This is a genomic window from Streptomyces canus, assembly GCF_030815415.1.
Lineage (GTDB): Bacteria > Actinomycetota > Actinomycetes > Streptomycetales > Streptomycetaceae > Streptomyces > Streptomyces canus_F.
In genome coordinates this window covers 5049288-5070953 of the sequence record NZ_JAUSWW010000001.1, presented here as the reverse complement: position 1 = coordinate 5070953, position 21666 = coordinate 5049288, and the positions used below count along the sequence as shown (strand labels likewise).

Genomic DNA, 21666 nt, shown 5'->3' with positions numbered 1-21666 from the left:
TGGCAGGAAGTTCAATGCTCAACTAAACTGGACGCACCAAGGAGGTACCGACATGCCCGCAGTGACCGTGGAGAACCCGCTGACGCTCCCCCGCGTGGCCGCCCCGGCCGACGCCGTGGCCCGTCCCGTGCTCGGCGTCACGACCGCGCCGAGCGGTTTCGAGGGTGAGGGCTTTCCGGTGCGCCGTGCGTTCGCCGGGATCCATTACCGGCAGCTGGATCCGTTCATCATGATGGATCAGATGGGGGAGGTTGATTACGCGCCTGGGGAGCCGAAGGGCACCCCCTGGCACCCGCACCGTGGCTTCGAGACCGTCACCTACATCATCGACGGCGTCTTCGACCACCAGGACAGCCAGGGTGGCGGCGGCACCATCACCAACGGCGACACCCAGTGGATGACCGCCGGTTCGGGCCTGCTCCACATCGAGGCGCCGCCGGAGTCCCTGGTCATGTCCGGCGGTCTCTTCCACGGCCTCCAGCTGTGGGTGAACCTTCCTGCCAAGGACAAGATGATGGCCCCGCGCTACCAGGACATCCGTGGCGGCAATGTCCAGCTGCTGACAACCCCCGACGGTGGCGCACTCCTTCGAGTGATCGCCGGTGAGCTGGACGGCCACGACGGTCCCGGTATCACTCACACCCCGATCACGATGGTCCACGCGACGCTGGCGCCGGGTGCGGAGCTCACGCTCCCGTGGCGGGAGGACTTCAACGGGCTGGCGTACGTCCTCGCCGGCCGGGGGTCGGTGGGTGCCGAGCGGCGTCCGATCCACCTGGGCCAGACCGCGGTCTTCGGCGCCGGTGGGTCCCTGACCGTCCGCGCGGACGAGAAGCAGGACTCGCATACGCCGGATCTTGAGGTCGTGCTGCTCGGTGGACAGCCGATCCGTGAGCCGATGGCGCACTACGGGCCGTTCGTCATGAACACCCGTGAGGAACTCCAGCAGGCTTTCGACGACTTCCAGAAGGGACGGCTGGGGACGGTGCCGGCCGTGCACGGAATGTCGGAGGGCGGCCTGTAAGGCGGGCTGCGACTCGGTAGGTTGTGAGAAGGCCCGAAGCCGCAAGTTTGGGGTGCGGCTTCGGGCCTTTTCTGCGTGGGCGTTACCGGATTACGGCAGTACGTAGAACGGCGCGCCGTTCGGGGCGCGGCCCACCTGCCGCACACATTCCTGCTCGGACAGCAACTCCAGGCTGTCGTGGACGCGGTCGGGCGACAGCCCGGTGCAGACGGAGATCTCGTCCACGCTGTAACCGGCGCCGCCGTGCAGCAGCGCAGGAGCCAGGTGGGCGGCCACCGCGTGTACGTCCTCGGTGACGACCAGGTTCCGGGACTTCCAGTTGGCCAGGAGCTGCTGGGGCGTCAGCTCCGGGGCCTCGACGGGGCGGGAGCGGTCACCTGAGCGCCGTAGGGCCTGAGTGATGTCCCGGAGGGACTCGATGATCACGTTCTGCTTGTGGTCGATTCGCCGTAGTGCTTCGTCCGTGTGGCAGGAGCGCTCTTCGAGCCGGACGAGTGCGTCGGCGAGCTGTTGGGGCACGGCGTATGCGGTGCACTCGGTGGGGGCGGGCTGCGCGGGGGCCGGTTCCAGGGAGTAGGAGCCGTCGCGCTGGATGGTGGCGATGACTTCGGCGACCCAGTTCTTGAAGGGCTGGGACTCCGGCTTCGTGCAGCCGTTGACCAAGCGGATCAGGCCCTGGAGATCGACGACGTTCATGTCTCGTCGCCACTCCCGACCTGCGGGAACGCTGAGAGTGTGACCTCCAGTCACTGTCTCGAGAATCTCTCGGTGCTCTTGGGGAACGTGGTCGAGCAGCGCCTTTCGAGGGGTGGTGTACCCAAGCTCCTTGCATACGTCGACCGCGGGAAACCAGTGCGTCCCGTCCGGCATCGTCAGCCTCCGCACCCGGGCCCCCGTGGCCGCGAACACGAAGTCGTTGATGTCGATCGCGTCCTTGCGCGTGTTGTTCTGCTCGTTCATCGAGCATCACCTCCGCTTCGGAACCTAGAGACGCGGAAGGGCAACTCGCGTTCGCATTAAGGATGTTCGCCCGAAAGGTGGACAGAAGTATCGGTTCTGTACGTGTGTTGAAGGGTTGCCGCGGGAGTTCTACTCCGGTGTTTCCGCCGTCGACTCGTAGAGCTCGAACCAGATGCTCTTGCCCTCGCCCTGTGGGTCCACGCCCCAGGTGTCGGCGAGGAGTTCGATCAGCATCAACCCGCGGCCCGACGAGGCCAGTTCGCCGGGGCGGCGGACGTGGGGGAGGTCGTCGCTGGTGTCGGTCACCTTGACGTGCATTCGGCGGGCGCCCTGTTCGCCGCGTACCTCCGCCAGGAGCAGCGCGTCCGCGTCGGTGTGGACCAGGACGTTCGTCAGCATCTCGGACAGCAGCAGTACCGCCGAGTCCACCTGGTCCTCCGAGGGCCAGTCGTGGAGGAGTTCCTTCAGCTGCTGGCGGGCCACCGCCACGCGTTCCGGTTCCGCCTGGGCGACCGACAGCATCGTGCGGCGGACCTGTGGCGTCGTCGCGACGGTGTCGCCGCAGCCGCAGCCCTCTCCCTCGCGGCACAGCAGCAGGACCGCTATGTCGTCCTCGCGGCGGTCCGCCAGGGGGCCCGTCGTGTGGTGGGAGGAGGGGCCGTGCACTGCCTGGACCAGGGCGTCCGCCAGTTCCTCCAGGTCGCCCTTGTGTTCCTCCAGGATCCCGCGGACCCGCTGCCAGCCGGTCTCCAGGTCGTGGCCGCCCGTCTCGATCAGGCCGTCGGTGCAGACCATCATCGTCTCGCCGGGCTCGAGCGTGAGGCGGGTGGTGGGGTAGTCGGCGTCGGGGTCGATGCCGAGGGGGAGGCCGCCGTCCGTGCGGCGGACCAGGACCGTGCCGTCCGCCATGCGGATCGCGGGGTCGGGATGGCCGGCGCGGGCGATGTCGAGCCGGCCGGTGGCGGGGTCTACCTCGACGTAGAGGCAGGTCGCGAAGCGCTGGTCGGCGGGGTCGTGGGAGTCGTACGTCATGCCGTGCAGGAAGCGGGAGGCGCGGGACAGGACCGCGTCGGGGCGGTGGCCCTCCGAGGCGTAGGCCCGCAGGGCTATGCGCAGCTGGCCCATCAGGCCCGCCGCGTGGACGTCGTGGCCCTGTACGTCGCCTATGACCAGGGCGAAGCGTCCTGCCCCGGGCAGCGGGATCATGTCGTACCAGTCGCCGCCCACCTGGAGGCCGCCGCCGGTGGGGACGTAGCGGGCCGCCACGCTCATGCCCGGTATCTCGGGGCCCAGCTTGGGGAGCATGGAGCGCTGGAGGCCGTCGGTGAGCTCTCTGGCCGACTCGGCCGCCTCCGCGCGGGACAGTGCCTGGGCGAGCATCCGGGCGACCGTCGTGAGCACGGATCTCTCGTCCGGGGTGAAGGCGACCGGGTAGGCGAAGGCCGCCATCCACGCGCCCATCGTGCGGCCCGCGACCGTGAGGGGGAGAAAGGCCCAGGACTGGCGGCCGAAGTTGGCCGCGAGGGGCCAGGTGACCGGGTAGCGGTTCCGGTACTGCTCGGGGGTGGAGAGATAGACCGCGCGGCCGGTGCGGACCACCTCGGCGGCGGGGTAGTCCGTCTCCAGGGCCATGTGGGAGAAGGGGCCCTCGTCGCCGGGTTGCTGGCCGTGGTGGCCGATGATCTTCAGGCGGTCGCCCTCGACGCCGAAGACCGCGAGGCCGTCCGGGGAGAAGCCCGGCATCGACAGGCCCGCGGCGACCCGGAGGACCTCCTCGGTGGAGCGGGCCTCGGCCAGGGCGCGGCCCGCGTCCAGCAGGAACGCCTCCCTGGAGCGCCGCCAGTCGCCGGTGATGGCGCTGCGGCCGGCGGGGGTGCCGGGCGAGGGCTCGGTGACCTCCTGCAGGGTGCCGATCAGGACGAAGGCGCGGCGCTCGGCGTCGTAGGAGGGATTCGAGCGGCTGCGGACGACCCGCACCACCCGGTTCTGCTCATCCATGATCCGGATGCGGACCTCGGCGAGGGTGCCCTCGGCGACGGCGAGCTGGATGACGCCGGTGATCTCGTTCCAGTCGACGGCGTGCATACGCGCGCGTGCCTGGACCTCCGTGAGGGTGGTCGGCTCGGCGGGCAGCCCGAGCAGCCGTGCGGCCTCGGCGTCCACGGTGACCTGGCCCGTTGCGGTGTCCCAGTGCCACAGGCCGGTCGCGAGGGCGGCGAGGATGTCCCCCACGGCGGGCAGGGGCTCACCAGTGCGCATTGCCCCACTGTAGGGAGAGGCGATCGGGGGCTGCCACCGATGGCCGGGTCCACGTCCTCCCGATCAATGGTGGGGAGCCGATCTTGGGGCGGCCGGTACCCTTGGGAGGTCCGGGCACCATGGCCCGTTCCTTGTCGGGGAGTGACCCTCGGCACAGCCCAAGATGTAAGGACGATGAACGACGATGCATCGGTACAGGTCCCACACCTGCGGCGAGCTCCGCGCCTCTGACGTCGGTACCGACGTCCGGCTGAGCGGCTGGCTGCACAATCGGCGCGACCTGGGCGGCATCCTCTTCATCGATCTGCGCGACCACTACGGCATCACGCAGCTCGTCGCCCGTCCCGGCACCCCTGCCTACGAGGCCCTGGACAAGGTCTCCAAGGAGTCCACGGTCCGGGTGGACGGCAAGGTTGTTTCACGTGGAACCGACAACGTGAACCCCGACCTGCCCACCGGCGAGATCGAGGTCGAGGTCGGCGAGGTCGAGCTGCTCGGCGCGGCCGCCCCGCTGCCCTTCACGATCAACACCGAGGACGGGGTCAACGAGGAGCGGCGCCTGGAGTACCGCTTCCTGGACCTGCGCCGCGAGCGGATGCACAAGAACATCCTGCTGCGTACGTCGGTCATCTCCGCGATCCGTCACAAGATGACGGCGCTGGGCTTCAACGAGATGGCGACGCCGATCCTGTCCGCCACCTCTCCCGAGGGCGCGCGTGACTTCGTCGTGCCGTCGCGTCTGAACCCGGGCAAGTTCTACGCCCTCCCCCAGGCGCCGCAGCAGTTCAAGCAGCTGCTGATGATCTCGGGCTTCGACCGGTACTTCCAGATCGCGCCCTGTTTCCGTGACGAGGACGCCCGCGCGGACCGTTCGCCGGGCGAGTTCTACCAGCTCGACGTCGAGATGAGCTTCGTCGAGCAGGAGGATGTCTTCCAGCCGATCGAGAAGCTCATGACGGAGCTGTTCGAGGAGTTCGGCAACGGGCGTCATGTGACGTCCCCCTTCCCGCGGATCCCGTTCCGTGAGGCGATGCTGAAGTACGGCTCCGACAAGCCGGACCTGCGGGCCCAGCTGGAGCTCGTCGACATCACCGATGTCTTCGAGGGCTCGGAGTTCAAGGCGTTCGCCGGCAAGCACGTGCGGGCGCTGGCGGTGCCGGACGTCTCCGCGCAGCCGCGGAAGTTCTTCGACCAGCTCGGCGACTACGCCGTCTCGCAGGGTGCGAAGGGTCTGGCCTGGGTGCGGGTCGCCGAAGACGGTTCGCTGTCCGGGCCGATCGCGAAGTTCCTCACCGAGGAGAACGTCGCCGAGCTGACCAAGCGGCTGTCGCTGGCCGCCGGGCACGCCGTGTTCTTCGGTGCGGGCGAGTTCGACGAGGTCTCGAAGATCATGGGCGCGGTGCGGGTCGAGGCCGCCAAGCGTGCCGGGCACTTCGAGGAGAACGTCTTCCGGTTCTGCTGGATCGTCGACTTCCCGATGTACGAGAAGGACGAGGAGACCGGCGCGATCGACTTCTCGCACAACCCGTTCTCCATGCCGCAGGGCGGTCTTGAGGCCCTGGAGACCCAGGACCCGCTGGACATCCTCGGCTGGCAGTACGACATCGTCTGCAACGGTGTCGAGCTGTCCTCCGGCGCGATCCGGAACCACGAGCCCGAGATCATGCTGAAGGCCTTCGAGATCGCGGGCTACGACCGCGAGACGGTGGAGGAGAAGTTCGCCGGCATGCTGCGGGCGTTCCGCTTCGGCGCCCCGCCGCACGGCGGGATCGCGCCCGGCGTCGACCGCATCGTGATGCTGCTGGCCGACGAACCGAACATCCGCGAGACCATCGCCTTCCCGCTCAACGGCAACGCCCAGGACCTGATGATGGGCGCGCCGACGGAGCTGGAGGAGGCGCGGCTGAAGGAGCTGCACCTGTCGGTGCGCAAGCCGCAGCCGAAGTAAGGCAAGCCTTGTAACTCGGTTGATAAAAGGGACTTGAAATCGACGCACGATTTCAAGTCCCTTTTGCGTGCGTGCCGGAAACAGGCTGTTTTCTCAGCTCACTGACAGCTTTCTTACCTGGCTTCCAGCCGGGGCGCCGGAGTGATCGCGGCGGCGGGCCTGGGCGGCAGCGCGTACGCGGCGAACGCCGGTGCGGGGGAGCGGAGACGGCCTCCGGCGCAGGTGGCCGAGGAGTGCTATGTGCTGACCTCGGAGATCATCGAGGGTCCGTACTACATCGACGCGGACAAGATCCGCCGGGATGTCACCGAGGACCGGCCGGGTATCCCGTTCGTCCTCACGATCAAGGTGATCGACAACGAGACCTGCCGGCCGGTCCGTAACGCGGCCGTGGACATCTGGCACTGCGACGCGGTGGGCGTCTGCTCGGGGTACGAGGACATGGGCAACGGGGGTGGCGGCGGACCGGCTCCCACGGGTGCGCCCACGGGCACGCTCTTCGGCTGTCTCAAGGACACGGCGGGCAGCACCAACGGCGGTCTCTACACGCTGTCGGCGGCCTCGCTGCGGCCCCGCGGTGGAGGCCGGCGCCCCCGCGACAGTGGCCCCAACAGGCAAGTAAGGAAAGGCTTTCCTCTCGTGTTCCTTTGAGGACGCCACAGTGCTTTCCCACGCCCCTGACAGCCTTCTTACCTAACTTTCCTGCCCATGACGGGAAACCAGCAGAACAACGAGCCGAAGCACAAGCGGGACCTGACGCGTCGCAAGGTCGTCGTGGCGGGCGCGGGTGCCGCCGTGGCCGTGGGCGCGGGCGCCACGCTCGCCTCGGGTGCCTTCGCCGACGAGACGACGAGCAGCGTCTCCGCGAGCGGCACCTCCTCCGCCGAGGTCTGCTACAAGCTCACCTCGGAGACCACCGAGGGTCCGTACTACATCGACGCCGACAAGCTCCGCCGCGACATCACCGAGGACAAGGAGGGCATCCCGCTCGTCCTCGACCTCAAGGTGATCGACTCGGAGAGCTGCAAGCCGATCCGCAACGCCGCCGTGGACATCTGGCACTGCGACGCCCTGGGCATCTACTCGGGCTACGAGAGCCTGTCGACCGGCGGTGGCGGCACCGCTCCCACGGGCGCCCCCTCCGGCACCCCGACCGGTGAGCCGCCGTCGGGCGCGCCGTCCGGTGGCACCGGCGGCGGGGGCCACGAGGAGCCGACCGACGACGAACGCTACCTGCGCGGCACGTGGAGGACGGACAAGAACGGCAAGGTCACCTTCAAGACCATCTTCCCGGGCTGGTACCGGGGCCGTACCGTCCACATTCACACCAAGGTGCATGTGGGCGGCGAGTGGACGGACGCCGGTTACGAGGGCGGCACCACCTGCCACACCGGCCAGTTCTTCTTCGACGAGACGTCCGTGCTCGCCTCCGCCGAGGTCGAGCCGTACTCGACCTCGACGACCGAGCGCACCACGCTCGACGAGGACACCATCTACGACCAGAGCGGCACCGCGGGCGGCCTGCTCAAGCTGAAGTACAACAAGAAGAACATCGCCAAGGGCGTCGTCGGCTCCCTCACGATGGGCGTCGACCCCGACGCGACGAACGAGGGCACCTCGCTGTAACCACGGATCCGCACAAGGGCGCCCGGGACTTTCAGGTCCCGGGCGCCCTTCGCCGTGAGCGCCATGACGTCCTCACAGGAGCCGTACAGACGGCTCGGCGTCCGAGCACAGCGGCCCGGGGTCTCATGGGGACATACGGGGTCGGGTTGCCCCGCCCCGTGGGAGACCGCAAGCGCTGGAGGAAGCGATGGGATACGTCGTACTCGCACTGTTGCTGATCGTCGCAGCGGCCGCCGCGGTCGCCACACAGCGGAGGCAGGGCGGCCGGGCGGAGCCTGTCGTGCCGGCGGCAGTGCCGCCCGCTGTCCCCGACCTCGACGCCGACCCCGATCCCGGGACCGGCACCCGCGGCGAGGCCGAGCGGTGGGTCGAGCGGCTCGGGGCCGGTCCGGCGGGGATCGACGCGGCGGGTGACAAGGCGGCCGTGCAGGCCCTCGCCGACGCGACCGGGCGGTACCGCGCCGCGAAGGGGGAACTCGCGGCCGGGCGGTACGACTCGGCGACGGCGGCCGCCGTCGAGGGCCTCCACTACGTCCGCGCCGCCCGCACCGCGCTCCGCCTGGACCCCGGGCCCGTGCTGCCGGGCCTGGGCACGGGCGCGGTCACCGCCCGAGATGGCCGGGTCATCGTGGCGGACCGCACGTACACGGTCTCCAACCGCTGGCGGGACGGGGTGACGCCGTACTACTGCGCGGGCGGCGTCGTCGCCGGACGCCGGGTGCCCGGGGGCTGGTACAGCGCGCCCTGGTGGAACCCGGCGCCGGCGGTGGCCTGAGCGGTCGGATCACCCAGGAACTCCTCGTGCAGCGGGGGAACTTGTGGCCACGGGACCCCGACGGTCCGGACATTGCCAAGACTTCTTAAAGTCGCTTAACCCTTCTCAAAGGGGACTCACAGGCTGTCCGCCGAATGTTTGCCCATGACGTCAACAGCCGTTCACCAGCTGGTTCTTGTCGCCTCCGACCTCGCCGCAGTCTCGGTGCTCGTCTTCGGCGTCTACTTCCCGCGCCATCACCGCCGCGACCTCGTCGCCTCTTTCCTCGGTGTCAACGTCGGGGTGCTCGCCGTGGCGATGACACTGAGCTCGGCGTCCGTGGGTATCGGGCTCGGGATGGGCCTGTTCGGGGTGCTGTCGATCATCCGGCTGCGGTCGTACGAGATCGCCCAGCACGAGATCGCGTACTACTTCTCCGCCCTGGCCATCGGCCTGCTCGGCGGCCTGCCCGCCGAGGCCAACCCGCTGACCGCCGCGCTGACGGCCCTGATCGTCGCCGTGATGTACGTCGCCGACCACCCCCGACTCTTCCCCCGCCACCGCCGGCGCAGCCTGCGTCTGGACTCCGCCTACACCGACGACGACGCCCTGCGCGCCCACCTCGAAGTCCTGCTCGGCGGCCGGGTGGTGAACCTGACGGTGCGCAGTGTCGACCTCGTCAACGACACCACCCAGGTCGAGGTCCGCTACATCGTCTCCGGCACCCCGGTTTCGCAGGAGGCCGGTACCCCCGCCGCACAGGACGTACCGGCGTGACCGCGCTCGACCCGGTCCACACGGCCGTACGGCTCCTGCGCCCCCTCGGTCTCGACGAACTCCCGCCGCTGCTGACCCGCCTCGACCGCAAGTACGTCCTGCCGCCGGCCGATCTGCCGATCCTGCTCGGCGGTCTGGGCGAGGACGTACGGGTCCTGGAGATCGGCGGCGAGCGGCGGTTCGGCTACCGCTCCCTGTACTTCGACACCCCGGGCCTGGACGGCTACCTCGGCGCCGCCCGGCAGCGCAGACGCCGCTTCAAGCTGCGCATCCGTACCTACCTGGACTCCGGGGAGCGCTTCGTCGAGGTCAAGACGCGCGGCCCGCGCGGCATCACGGTCAAGGACCGCATGCCGTACGACGGTGATCCGCACCGCCTGTCCCCCGGGGCCCGCGCCTACGCCGACGACGTGCTCGCCGGCGCCGGCATCGACATCCGGCACCTCCGCCTCGAACCCACCCTGACCACGGCGTACCGCCGCACCACCCTCCACCTCCCCGCCACCGACAGCCGTCTCACCGTGGACACCGGTCTGACCTGGTCCCTCCCGGACGGCGTGGCCGAACTGCGCACCCCCGACCGGGCGATCGTCGAGACCAAGTCCGGCCGGGCCGGCTCCGGTGCCGACCGTCTGCTGTGGTCCCTGCGCCACCGCCCCCTCCCGGTGTCGAAGTACGGCACGGGCCTCGCCGCCCTCCGCCCCGAACTGCCCGCCCACCGCTGGCTGCCCGTGCTGCGCCGCCACTTTCCGCACGCCCGAAGCGCTCCGCAGGGAGAACGGTGACAGCGCCGCGGGCCGGCGGTTGCCGGTCGCTTCCGCACGGCGGAGCCGAACATCGGGCGCGGTGCCGCGCCGTACCCCGCCCGGACCGCCCAGACAGGAGTTCCGCATGAGAATCCGTACGACGTCCGTCCGTACGAAGGCCATGGGTGCCGTGGTGTCCGCCGTCCTCGGCGCCGCCGCGCTGGCCGGGTGCTCGTCGTCCTCGGAGTCGGAGGAGGAGGCCGGTGGGAGCCCGTCCTCGGCCGCCGCCTCCGTCGAGGGCGCGCAGAAGGCCGCCGCCGTTCTCGCCGCCGACAAGGAGGCCCACGACGGGGACCTCAGCACCTCGGGTGCCGAGGACGTCACGCTCGCCGGGAAAGGCGTCACGCTCACCGAGGGCGGGACGTACCGGCTCAGCGGCAAGCTCTCCGACGGGCAGGTGCTCGTCAACGCCCCCGGCCAGAAGGTCACGTTGATTCTCGACGGGGTCGACATCTCCAGCTCCTCCGGTGCGGCGATCGCGGCGACGGAGGCCGAGGAACTGGTGGTCGTCCTGGCCGACGGGAGTGAGAACACCCTTTCCGACGCCGACTCCTACGAGGAGGGCGCGGATGCCGACGCCGCTCTCTTCAGCGCCGGGGACCTCACCGTCGGCGGCGCGGGCTCGCTCACCGTGCACGGGAACGGCAACGACGGGATCGTGAGCAAGGACGGCCTGGTCATCGCGTCCGGCACGGTCACGGTCGAGGCCGCCGACGACGGCGTACGCGGCAAGGACTACCTCGTCGTGAAGGGCGGCGCGGTGAAGGTGAGCGCCCGGGGCGACGGGCTGAAGTCCGACAACACCGAGGACACGAAGGCGGGTTACATCGCCGTCTCGGCAGGGACGGTCCAGGTGACCGCCGCAGGCGACGGCGTCGACGCGGCCACCGACCTGGTCGTCACCGGCGGCACGCTCGATGTCACCGCGCAGGCGACCGACGACTCTTCCGCGCACGGACTGAAGTCCGGCGTGATCACGGTCCTGGAGAAGGGCACCGTGAAGGTCGACGCCTCCGCCGACGGGCTGCACAGCGACGCGGCCGTGCACCTGGGCGGGGCGAAGGTCACCGTCGCGGCCGGGGACGACGGGGTGCACGCCGAGGGCGATCTGGTCATCAGCCAGGGCACGGTCGCGATCACGCGGTCGAACGAGGGCCTGGAGGGCAAGGACATCACCGTCGCGGGTGGCTCGACGAAGGTCACCTCGGGCGATGACGGGGTCAACGCGTCGGGGAGTACGGCGAGTTCCGAGGACCAGGGCGGCGGCCCGGGCGGTGGCCCCGGAGGTGGTGGCGGGGGCGGGTCCGTGGGTGACTTCAGTCTGAAGGTCACCGGCGGCACCCTCGTCATCGACGCCGACGGCGACGGCTTCGACTCCAACGGCACCGCCGAGATCACCGGCGGCACGCTCGTGGTCAACGGCCCCGAGACGGGCGGCAACGGGGCGCTCGACGTCAACGGCGGCTTCACCGTCAGCGGCGGAGTGCTGCTCGCCGCGGGCAGCGCGGGGATGGCCGTGGCGCCGGACGAGGAGTCCGGGCAGGGGTGGCTGTCGGCGACGCTCGACTCGACGGTGGCGGCGGGGACGACCCTGCACATCGTCGACTCCGACGGCAAGGTGGTCGCCTCGTACGTCACCGCGAAGGCGATCCAGAACGTCGTCTACTCGTCGGCGGCCCTCGAGAGCGGCTCGGAGTACCGGATCTGGTCGGGCGGCAGGGCCGCGGGCGAGGAGACCGGCGGGATGTACCCGGCGGGCGACCTCGACGGGGCCGACGAGATCGCCACGGTGACGGCGGGCGACGCCCCCGAAGGAGGCTTCGGAGGCGGCCCGCGCAGGTAGTGCCAAGCGGGCCGGGTGAAGTCGACTGCGGTTCGGCCGCGCCCTGAAGGGGCGCGGGGCTGTGTCGATATGCGGCTCCGCCGCGTGCGCGCGACCAGCCACGACGGACCCGCAGACGACCGACGGGCATAGCGTGGCACTTCCAGCGGAGCGCTCAGCGCGCGACGTACTGGGTGAGGATCGCCTGTACCTCGTAGATGTCCACGCCCTTGGTGAAGGTCTTCTGGATCGGCACGGAGTTGCCGGAGACCCAGATCTTCAGCTCGGCGTCGAGGTCGAAGGTGCCGGCCGTCTCCACCGCGAAGTGCGTGATGCTGCGGTACGGGATCGAGTGGTACTCGACCTTCTTGCCGGTGATGCCCTGCTTGTCGACCAGGATCAGCCGACGGTCGGTGAACATGATGACGTCGCGCACCAGCTGGTACGCCGCCTGCACGCCCTCACCGGCGCCCAGCAGCTTGCCGAAGTCCGATGCCGCCTGACCCGGATCGATGGTGTGCGCGTTGCCGAAGAGCGCCATGGATGAAACCCCCCACTAGTGATCTTCGGCATGTATAGCGCCTTGTGGGGGCGTCTGCCTAGATCAGGTGTCGTAACTGCCGTCCCAGGGCGGCCCGAAGCCCAGATTGTCCGGGTACAGCTCGGCCCAGAGCTCGTCCTCGTCCTCCCCGGTGACCAGCCCGAACAGGACACCGTCGACGACGAGCTGGAAGGGCCGTACGGCGATGTCGGTGTACGTGCGCCGGGGCAGACTGCGCAACAGCGTGGCGAGGTGGGCCCGCGCCCGGGCGAGTACCGAACCGTCGCGCTGCTGCTGGGCCCAGGTGCCGGCACACCAGATCCGCGAGTCGCGGTAGGTGCCCTCCGCGTCGAAGGTGTGCAGCACGGCGTAGAGGCGCTTGTGCTCCTCCCAGCCGCTGTCGAGCCGGAACCCCTTGGGGAAGGCGTACGAGACCGACCCGAGGAACTGCCCGTCCGCGTATAGACCGATGGCCTCGGTACGGCCGTGCGGCTCGTAGGCGATCGGGATGAGCCCAGGTACTGCCATGGCGCAAACCATACGTAGCTTCTCTGGCAAGTTCCGCCCCCCATCCATCAGTTGATCACCGATGAGACGAAAGTTTTACGGCAACCTTTTGGATCTCCACGACCACAGAAGAGTCGGAACTACCCCCCAAGTACGTAAGGACTCATCCGTGGCTGCTCCCGCACACCGCCGGTCTCTCCGCAAGCGCCGCACCCTCATCGTCTCCGCCGCCGTGGTGGCGGCCGGTGTCGGCGCGGGCGCGCTCGTGCTGAACGCGAACGCCGGGACCGTCGACCTGTACCACGAGACCCTCGCCGCCAAGGACGGCTGGGCCTCCTCGGGGACGGGTACGACCGGCGGCACGAAGGCCGACGCCGCGCACACCTTCACGGTCTCCACCCGTGCCCAGCTGGTCAAGGCGCTGGGCTCGGCCTCCGACACCACGCCCCGGATCATCAAGGTCAAGGGCAGGATCGACGCCAACACCAACGACGCGGGCAAGAAGCTGACCTGCGCGGACTACGCCTCGGGCACGGGCTACTCGCTCTCCGCCTACCTGAAGGCGTACGACCCGTCGACGTACGGCCACTCCAAGCTGCCCTCCGGTACCCAGGAGAAGGCCCGCGCCGCCGGCCAGACCAAGCAGGCGAAGAACATCGTCTTCAAGGTCCCGGCGAACACCTCGGTCGTCGGCGTCCCCGGCACCAACGCCGGGATCACCGGCGGCATGCTCCAGATCCAGAACGTGGACAACGTCATCGTCCGCAACCTCGCCTTCGCCGCCACCGAGGACTGCTTCCCGCAGTGGGACCCGACCGACGGTGACGACGGCAACTGGAACTCCAACTACGACTCGATGACCCTGCGCGGCGCCACCCACGTCTGGGCGGACCACAACACGTTCACGGACGCGCCGCACCTGGACTCGGCCAACCCGAAGTACTACGGCCGCGAGTACCAGATCCACGACGGCGCGCTGGACATCACCAAGAGCTCCGACCTCGTGACGGTGTCCCGCAACCAGTTCACCAACCACGACAAGACGACGCTGATCGGCAGCAGCGACAGCGAGCCCGCGGGCAAGCTGCGTGTCTCCATCCACCACAACATCTACAAGGGCATCACCCAGCGCGCCCCGCTGGCGCGCGTGGGCCAGGTCCACATCTACAACAACTACTACGACGTGACCCCCCTGAACGGCTACGCGTTGCAGTACAGCATCAACTCCCGCGCCAAGGCCCAGGTCGTCGCCGAGAACAACTACTGGAAGGTCCCGTCGTCGGTGAAGGTCGCCAAGCTCCTCAGCGGCGACGGCACCGGCTCCGTCAAGGGCTCCGGCAACCTGGTGAACGGCACGGTCACGGACCTGGTCGCGGCGTACAACGCGGCGTCGTCCAAGGACCTGAAGACGACCGTGAACTGGACCCCGACCCTGACGGCGGGCCGGGAGTCCTCAGCGAAGAACCTGCCGACGACGCTGGGTACGACGGCGGGCGCGGGCGTCCTGAAGTAAGGCCGATGACGGAAGGAAGGGCCCGGGACGCGCCGTCCCGGGCCCTTCCTCGGTTCGTACGTGACTTACGCGGCCGGCTCGCCGCCGAAGCGCTCCTTGTACGTCTCCAGGTCGTCTTCCGTGAGCTTGGCGAAGAGGACCGGCGGGACGGTGAAGGGGATGCCGACCGGGACGGCGGTGAGAGCGCGGGCGGCTTCCGGGCTGATCCAGGTGGCCGTGTCGTTCTCGAGGGCGAAGGCCTGGCGCATGGCCGCCGAGGTGGCCGGGATGAAGGGTTCCGAGACCACCGCGTAGAGGTGGATCAGGTTCATCGCCGTGCGCAGGGTGAGGGCGGCGGCCTCCTGGTCGGTCTTGATCTCCAGCCAGGGGGCCTTCTCCTCCAGGTAGGAGTTGCCGGCCGACCACAGGGCGCGCAGGGCGGCCGCGGCCTTGCGGAACTGGAGGGCCTCCATCTGCTCCTCGTACTCGGCGAGGAGGCGGGCGATCTCCTCGCCCAGCTTCGTCTCCGCGGCGCCCGGCTCACCGCCCGCGGGGACCTCCTCGCCGAAGCGCTTCTTGGAGAAGGACAGGACGCGGTTGACGAAGTTGCCGAGAGTGTCGGCGAGGTCCTTGTTCACCGTGGCGGTGAAGTGCTCCCAGGTGAAGGACGAGTCGTCGGACTCGGGAGCGTTGGCGATCAGGAAGTAGCGCCAGTAGTCGGCCGGGAGGATGTCCAGGGCCTGGTCGGTGAAGACGCCCCGCCGCTGGCTCGTGGAGAACTTTCCGCCGTAGTACGTCAGCCAGTTGAAGGCCTTGACGTAGTCGACCTTCTTCCACGGCTCCCGGACGCCGAGCTCCGTCGCCGGGAACATCACCGTGTGGAAGGGGACGTTGTCCTTCGCCATGAACTCGGTGTAGCGGACCGGGTTCTCACCGGAGTCGGCCTCGTACCACCAGGACTTCCAGTCCCGGTTCTCCGGGTCCAGGTCCGACCACTCCTTCGTCGCGCCGATGTACTCGATCGGGGCGTCGAACCAGACGTAGAAGACCTTGCCCTCGGCCGCCAGCTCCGGCCACGTGTCCGCCGGGACCGGGACACCCCAGTCCAGGTCACGGGTGATCGCACGGTCGTGCAGGCCCTCGGTCAGCCACTTGCGGGCGATGGAGGAGGCCAGCTGGGGCCACTCGTCCTCGTGGCGGGCGACCCACTCCTCGACCTCGTGCTGGAGCTTCGACTGGAGGAGGAAGAGGTGCTTGGTCTCACGGACCTCCAGGTCCGTGGAGCCGGAGATCGCCGAGCGCGGGTCGATCAGGTCGGTGGGGTCCAGGACGCGGGTGCAGTTCTCGCACTGGTCGCCGCGGGCCTTGTCGTAGCCGCAGTGGGGGCAGGTGCCCTCGACATAGCGGTCCGGGAGGAAGCGGCCGTCGGTGGGGGAGTACACCTGGCGGATCGCCCGCTCCTCGATGAAGCCGTTCTCGTTGAGGCGGCGGGCGAAGTGCTGGGTGATCTCGACGTTCTGCTCGCTGGAGCTGCGGCCGAAGTAGTCGAAGGCCAGCGCGAAGCCGTCGTAGACCGCCTTCTGGGCGTCGTGCGCCTGGGCGCAGAACTCGGCGACGCTGAGCCCCGCCTCCTTCGCGGCGAGCTCGGCGGGGGTGCCGTGCTCGTCGGTGGCGCAGATGTAGAGGACGTCGTGGCCGCGCTGGCGGAGGTACCGGGAGTACACGTCCGCCGGGAGCATGGACCCCACCATGTTGCCCAGGTGCTTGATCCCGTTGATGTACGGAAGGGCGCTGGTGATGAGGTGTCGAGCCATCGGGGGCTGCTCCCAGGTCGGATTTCGTGGTGCTGGATTTCGTGGTGCTTTACGAACCAAGAAATCCTAGCCGACATGGGCAGGCCGCCCGCTTTCCGTATTGAGGGGTGGGAAGCGGGCGGCCGGGAGTGTGTGGATCTTCGGTGACTACGGGCGCCAGTCGATCAGTACGCCGTCGTAGAGCTCCGCGTCCGTGAGCTCCTTGGGGGTCGGGCCCGCGTGGAAGAAGGCCGTGTTGTCGGTCTTCAGTTTGCGGAGGTAGTCGAACGCCTTGTTCTCGTGCTCGCCGAACGCGACGAAGGAGAAGAACACCGAGGGGTGGCTCTTCGCGGCGTCGGTCAGGGCCTGGGTGGCGGGGGTCTTCGCGTCGGGGGCGCCGTCGGTCTGGAAGACGACCAGGGCGGGGGTCTTCGCGTCGGGGGTGGTCTTGTCGTAGTGGGCGAGTACGGCTTCCACGGCGGCGTGGTAGCTGGTGCGGCCCATGCGGCCGAGACCGGCGTGCGCCTCGTCGATCGCGTCCTTCGGGGAGGCGGGGGTGAGGTCGGTGGTGCCGTCGACCTCGGTGGAGAAGAAGACGACGTGCACGGAGGGGTTGCCGGCTTCGTCGTCCGGGGTGAGGTGGGCCGCGAGCGCGAGGGTCTGGTCGGCGAGGGCCTGTGCGGAGCCGTCCTTGTAGTACGGGCGCATGCTCGCGGAGCGGTCCAGGACGAGGTAGGTCCTGGCGCGGGCGGTGGTGAGGCCGGCCTTGGCGAGGGCGAGGGCGGCGGCGTCGTGGGCGACCGCGGCTGGCTCCTGCGGGGCGGACTCGCCGTCGGCGGCCGCGGCGATCGGTGCGGGGGCGGCGGGTTCCTCGACGACCGGCTGCGTCTCGGGCTCCGCCGCGGCGACGGGCTCTGCCGCCGGCTCCGGGGCGGTCTCCTCGGCGACCGGCTCGGGCTCGGGTGTGGGCTCTACGACCGGCTCCGGCTCCGTCTCCGCGGCGGGTTCCGGGGTGGGCTCCTCCGTGACCGGTGCCTCGGCGGAGGCCTCAGCAGAGACTGGCTCTGGCGACGTTTCCTCGACGACCGTCTCGGGCTCGGGGGTGGGCTCCGGCCGGGTCGCCGCGACGGGCTCCTCGGCAGCTGCCGACTCCTCCGCGACGGCCTCTGCGGCCGCCTCCGGGGCGGGGTCGGCTTCGGCGGCGGTCTCCGCGACTGTCTCCGGCTCGACTTCCGCGACGGGCTCCTCGGCAGTCGCCGACTCCTCCGGGGCGGACTCCTCGACCGCAGGCTCAGGCTCGGGGTCGGTGGCGGTCTCCGTCTCGGTCTCCGTGACCGGCTCGGTCTCGGTCGTCGGCGCGGCTTCCGCGACGGGTTCGGCAGCCGTCTCGTCCACGGCGGTCTCCTCGACCACCGGCGCGGACTCCTCGACCGGCTCCACCGCGACCGGCGTCGGCTCCTCGGTCTTCGCTTCCTCCGTGACCGGCTCCGCTACGGCGGTCTCCGCCACGGCTTCCTCGGCTGTCACCGGCGTCGGCTCTGCCGCAGGCTCTTCCGCGACCGGCGTCGGCTCCTCGGCCTTCGCTTCTTCCGTGACCGGCTCCGCTACGGCGGTCTCCGCCACGGCTTCCTCGGCCGTCACCGGCGTCGGCTCTTCCGCAGCCTCCTCGGCGGCCGGCGTCGGCTCTTCCGCCACGGCGGTCTCCGCCGCAGCCTCCTCGGCAGGCACCGGCGTCGCCTTCTCGGCGGCTACCGGCACCGTCTCCGCTGAGCCCGCCGCAGGCTCCCGCTCTTCCACCGGGCCCCCCGGCTTCGGTACCGCCACGTTGTCGAACGCCGCCGACACGAGGTCGTGCTCGTCCTTCGCCGACAGGGTCGCCGACGTCGACGGACGCTGCTCCGGGACCTGGGCCGTGGCCGAGGTCGGGGTCGGGGTCGAGGGCTCGCGTGACGGGGAGGGCACCGTCGGCTTCGTCCCTTCCGCACCCTCTGCCTCGGCGCTGCGCCCCTTGCGTGACCGGCCGAACGCGTTCCGCAGGAGAGTGAGAATGCCCATGTGCGCAACCCTTCGCGTGAGTTGATGCCCGTAAATCCCTGGCCAGGACGGACACGTAAGGTTAGCCGCCTCGGATGGTGATCTTAGGCAGGGGCTGCCACAGGACCCTGCCTCCGTCAAGACCGCCAACCGGCCACAGGCCGGTCCCCATCCTCCCCCGGGCCGCCAACTCTCTTACCGCTACCTCGGATTCACCGGCAGTTCACCGGCAGTCCCCGCTGCCGCACAGACGGGCTCCTAGCGTCCGTGACGCGGATTCAAGGGGATCCCATGGGGAAGCAAGGGAAACACAAAATGCGCAAACTGCTGCCGTTGATCAGAACGTCGTCGTCCGACACCCACCCGGGCGGCCGCTCCGCCCTGACCTGCCTGTACCGGTGCGGCAACGCCTGCTTCCACGAGGCGCCCAACACGAGTGCCAACGAGTACGTCGGCGACGTCATCGCCGGTGCCGTCAGCCGGCGGTCGGTCATGCAGGCCGCCGCCGTCGTCACGGTCGCCGCGGCCGCCGGTTCCGCCACCGTCGCGGCGGCGCCGCAGGCCCACGCCGCCACCGACGCGACCGCCGCCTCGTACAAGCCCGGCAACGGCAAGGCAGCCCGCGGGCTCCGTTTCACCCCGGTCGCGCCCAACACCGCCGACCAGGTCACCGTCCCGGACGGCTACGCCCAGAACGTGGTCGTCCGCTGGGGCGAGCCCATCCTGCGCGGTGCGCCCGCCTTCGACCCGGACAACCAGAGCGCCGCCGCCCAGGCCGGACAGTTCGGGTACAACAACGACTACCTGACCCTGCTCCCGCTGGGCCACGGCAAGCAGCTTCTCGTCGCCAACCACGAGTACACCGACGAGGTCCTGATGTTCCGCGGCTACGACGCCGCCAACCCCACCCGCGAGCAGGTCGAGATCGCCTGGGCGGCACACGGGCTGTCCGCGGTCGTGGTCGAGGAGAGCCGTAAGACCGGCAAGCTGACCGTCGTACCCCGCCATCCCCTCAACCGCCGGGTCACGGCCACCACCGAGTTCCGGCTCACCGGCCCGGCCGCCGGCTCCGATCTCCTGAAGACCTCCGCCGACCCGACGGGGACGAAGGTCCTCGGGACGCTCAACAACTGCTCGGGCGGGACGACCCCCTGGGGCACGAGCCTGCACGGCGAGGAGAACTTCAACCAGTACTTCGCCAACAGCAGCCGGGCCACCGACAAGCGGTACGGCATCGGGACGGGCGCGACCGAGCGCAAGTGGGAACGCTTCGACAAGCGGTTCGACGTCGCCCAGGAGCCCAACGAGGTCCACCGTTTCGGATACGTCGTCGAGTTCGACCCGTACGACCCGGCCTCCACGCCCCGCAAGCACACCGCCATAGGCCGCTTCAAGCACGAGGGCGCCACCATCCGGCTCACCGGCGACGGGCGCCCCGTCGTCTACTCCGGTGACGACGAGCGCTTCGACTACTTCTACAAGTTCGTCAGCAGCAAGCGGATGAAGAGGGGGACGGGCCGCGCCGTCCGCGAGCACAATCTCTCGCTGCTCGACGAGGGCACGCTCTACGTCGCCAAGCTCACCGGCGACTCCCCCGCCATCGAGATCGACGGCACCGGCAAGCTGCCCTCCGACGGCGAGTTCGACGGCAGCGGCGAGTGGATACCGCTGGCCACCGCGACCGCCGAGGGTGCCGTCTCGCACGTCGACGGCATGAGCGCCGACGAGGTCTTCGTCTTCACCCGCCTCGCCGGCGACAAGGTCGGCGCGACCAAGATGGACCGGCCCGAGGACATCGAGCCGAACCCGAACACCGGCAAGGTGTACGTCGCCCTCACCAACAACACCAACCGCGGTGTCGGCAGCAACGCCCCGGCGGACGAGGCCAACCCGCGCAATGCCAACAAGCACGGCCAGATCCTGGAGCTGACCGAGCGCTGGAACCGGCCCGAGAGCACGAAGTTCGCCTGGCTGCTGTTCCTCGTCGCCGGTGACCCGAACGACCCGGCCACCTACTTCGCCGGTTTCCCCAAGGACCGCGTCAGCCCCATCTCCTGCCCGGACAACGTCGCCTTCGACCCGCACGGCAACCTGTGGATCTCCACCGACGGCGCCCAGCTCGGCCACCACGACGGCCTGTTCGGCGTCGCGACCAAGGGCGACCGGCGCGGTGAGCTCAAGCAGTTCCTGACCATGCCGATCGGTGCCGAGACCTGCGGCCCGATCGTCCAGGACCGCCGTGTCCTGGTCGCCGTCCAGCACCCGGGCGAGATCAGCGGGGCGACGGTCGAGAACCCGGCGAGCGTCTGGCCCGACGGCCCGGGCCGGATCGTCCGCCCGGCGGTCGTGGCGGTGTGGCGCAAGGACGGCGACGACATCGGCGTCTGAGAAGTCCCTGGTGGTGAGTGGGTGGGGCCGCGCGCTCCAGCCACTCACCACCAGGGTCAGTGGGGTGGTGGCTATCGCGGGTCTCTGCATCTCGGGCAAGCGCACGGCGGATACGCCGATGTGCGCGGCACCGGATCCGTGCGCCCGCCGACCAGGGCCTCGACCTCACCCCGTCCTCGGTCAGCGCGCCCTCCGCGTCGACTCTGTAGACGTGCAGGGTGAGGCGCGAGCGGCGCCGGGTGGGTTCGAGGAGTTCGAGTACGTCGGTCAGGGGCGGGTAGTGCGGCGCGCACTCAGGACAGGCGTACACGTTGAAGCCGGGGCCGGTGGGGGCGTGCGCCTGCGCCACCTGGGCCGCGCACTGTGGGCACCCTCATCGTCCAGGCTCGCGCCTGATGGTCCCGAATCGGCCGCGGAGCGGCCGGGTGCCGTCCCCGGCGGAGCTTGGTGATGCGAACGCGTGGCCGGTTGGGTCGCTCGGTGTGATGAACGCTGCCGAACGCGTGGGGGTGTCTCGTACGGGTGCGTAGGGTCAGTGATCGTGAAGCTGGTGGTGCAGATCAGACTCCTGCCGACACCCGGACAGGCGGCGGCGCTCGAGGCGACCCTGCACGCCTGCAACGAGGCTGCCACTTGGGTGAGTGAGATCGCCTTCGAGCGCGGGGAGTTCAAGAACTTCCCCCTGCGCAAGCACACCTACGAGGCGGTCAAGTCCCGCTGGAGCCTGGGTGCGCAGGCCGCCCAGCACGTGATCAAGAAGACCTGTGACGCGTACACCACGCTGAAGGCGAACCTGAAGACCGGCAACCTCGGCAAGCCCGGCTCGAAGCGCTACCGCAAGGCCACCGAGAAGCCTCTCGTCTTCCGCCCCCAGGGTGCCCAGCCCTACGACGACCGGATGCTCTCGTGGCAGATCGCCGAGCGCACGGTGTCGG

16 protein-coding genes are annotated in these 21666 nt (G+C 69.7%); 10 read left to right on the top strand and 6 right to left on the bottom strand.

The window, feature by feature from the left end; translation table 11 throughout:
* Nucleotides 1–52 precede the first annotated feature (52 nt).
* Nucleotides 53–1024, top strand: coding sequence for a pirin family protein (locus QF037_RS23410; RefSeq protein ID WP_266889914.1), 972 nt, complete (start codon nt 53–55; stop codon nt 1022–1024).
* 90 nt (nt 1025–1114) lie between these two features.
* Here the strand turns inward: QF037_RS23410 and QF037_RS23405 are convergent, their stop codons facing one another.
* Together QF037_RS23405 and QF037_RS23400 are read right to left on the bottom strand one after the other, a co-directional pair.
* A complete protein-coding gene (locus QF037_RS23405) occupies nt 1115–1984 on the bottom strand; it encodes a BRO-N domain-containing protein (RefSeq protein WP_307028313.1) in 870 nt (289 codons plus the stop codon).
* A gap of 129 nt (nt 1985–2113) precedes the next feature.
* Nucleotides 2114–4243: an ATP-binding SpoIIE family protein phosphatase gene (locus tag QF037_RS23400; RefSeq protein WP_307028312.1), complete on the bottom strand. Its 2130-nt coding sequence runs from the start codon at nt 4241–4243 to the stop codon at nt 2114–2116.
* A 184-nt stretch (nt 4244–4427) separates the two neighbouring features.
* Here QF037_RS23400 and aspS point away from each other — a divergent pair, with 184 nt between their 5' ends.
* The 7 genes from aspS to QF037_RS23365 all read left to right on the top strand — a co-directional run bounded on the left by aspS (nt 4428) and on the right by QF037_RS23365 (nt 11997).
* Entirely contained in the window at nt 4428–6191 is a 1764-nt protein-coding gene (gene aspS / locus QF037_RS23395; RefSeq protein WP_307028310.1) for an aspartate--tRNA ligase, read from the top strand.
* 141 nt (nt 6192–6332) lie between these two features.
* Nucleotides 6333–6842, top strand: coding sequence for a dioxygenase family protein (locus tag QF037_RS23390; RefSeq protein ID WP_373463807.1), 510 nt, complete (start codon nt 6333–6335; stop codon nt 6840–6842).
* Between the two features lie 57 nt (nt 6843–6899).
* Entirely contained in the window at nt 6900–7817 is a 918-nt protein-coding gene (locus tag QF037_RS23385; protein WP_307028309.1) for an intradiol ring-cleavage dioxygenase, read from the top strand.
* A 187-nt stretch (nt 7818–8004) separates the two neighbouring features.
* A complete protein-coding gene (locus tag QF037_RS23380; protein WP_307028307.1) occupies nt 8005–8592 on the top strand; it encodes a hypothetical protein in 588 nt (195 codons plus the stop codon).
* Nucleotides 8593–8736: 144 nt separating this feature from the next.
* Nucleotides 8737–9348 (top strand): DUF4956 domain-containing protein, encoded by a 612-nt coding sequence (locus QF037_RS23375; RefSeq protein ID WP_307028305.1) that lies wholly within the window; start codon nt 8737–8739, stop codon nt 9346–9348.
* Nucleotides 9345–10133, top strand: a complete 789-nt coding sequence (locus QF037_RS23370; protein WP_307028304.1) for a polyphosphate polymerase domain-containing protein — start codon at nt 9345–9347, stop codon at nt 10131–10133. Before QF037_RS23375 ends, QF037_RS23370 begins: the two co-directional genes overlap by 4 nt.
* 106 nt (nt 10134–10239) lie before the next feature.
* A complete protein-coding gene (locus QF037_RS23365) occupies nt 10240–11997 on the top strand; it encodes a carbohydrate-binding domain-containing protein (protein ID WP_307028302.1) in 1758 nt (585 codons plus the stop codon).
* Nucleotides 11998–12151: 154 nt separating this feature from the next.
* On the opposite strand, the gene QF037_RS23360 is transcribed toward QF037_RS23365, so the two are convergent.
* On the bottom strand, nt 12152–12517 hold the full coding sequence (locus QF037_RS23360; protein WP_266889888.1) for a PH domain-containing protein: 366 nt from the start codon (nt 12515–12517) through the stop codon (nt 12152–12154).
* 63 nt (nt 12518–12580) lie between these two features.
* A complete protein-coding gene (locus tag QF037_RS23355) occupies nt 12581–13045 on the bottom strand; it encodes a hypothetical protein (RefSeq protein WP_307028299.1) in 465 nt (154 codons plus the stop codon).
* A gap of 148 nt (nt 13046–13193) precedes the next feature.
* On the opposite strand from QF037_RS23355, the gene QF037_RS23350 reads away from it, so the two are divergent.
* Nucleotides 13194–14537 (top strand): pectate lyase family protein, encoded by a 1344-nt coding sequence (locus tag QF037_RS23350; RefSeq protein WP_307028297.1) that lies wholly within the window; start codon nt 13194–13196, stop codon nt 14535–14537.
* Between the two features lie 65 nt (nt 14538–14602).
* On the opposite strand, the gene metG is transcribed toward QF037_RS23350, so the two are convergent.
* Both metG and QF037_RS23340 read right to left on the bottom strand, forming a co-directional pair.
* Nucleotides 14603–16330, bottom strand: a complete 1728-nt coding sequence (gene metG / locus QF037_RS23345) for a methionine--tRNA ligase (RefSeq protein ID WP_307028295.1) — start codon at nt 16328–16330, stop codon at nt 14603–14605.
* Between the two features lie 147 nt (nt 16331–16477).
* Complete coding sequence (locus QF037_RS23340; protein WP_307028293.1) at nt 16478–18364, bottom strand: VWA domain-containing protein; 1887 nt, start codon at nt 18362–18364, stop codon at nt 16478–16480.
* 294 nt (nt 18365–18658) lie between these two features.
* Between QF037_RS23340 and QF037_RS23335 the strand changes: the two genes are divergently transcribed.
* Nucleotides 18659–20731 carry a PhoX family protein gene (locus tag QF037_RS23335; RefSeq protein ID WP_307028291.1) on the top strand — a complete coding sequence of 691 codons (2073 nt, stop codon included), beginning with the start codon at nt 18659–18661 and terminating at the stop codon, nt 20729–20731.
* Nucleotides 20732–21666: the final 935 nt, after the last annotated feature.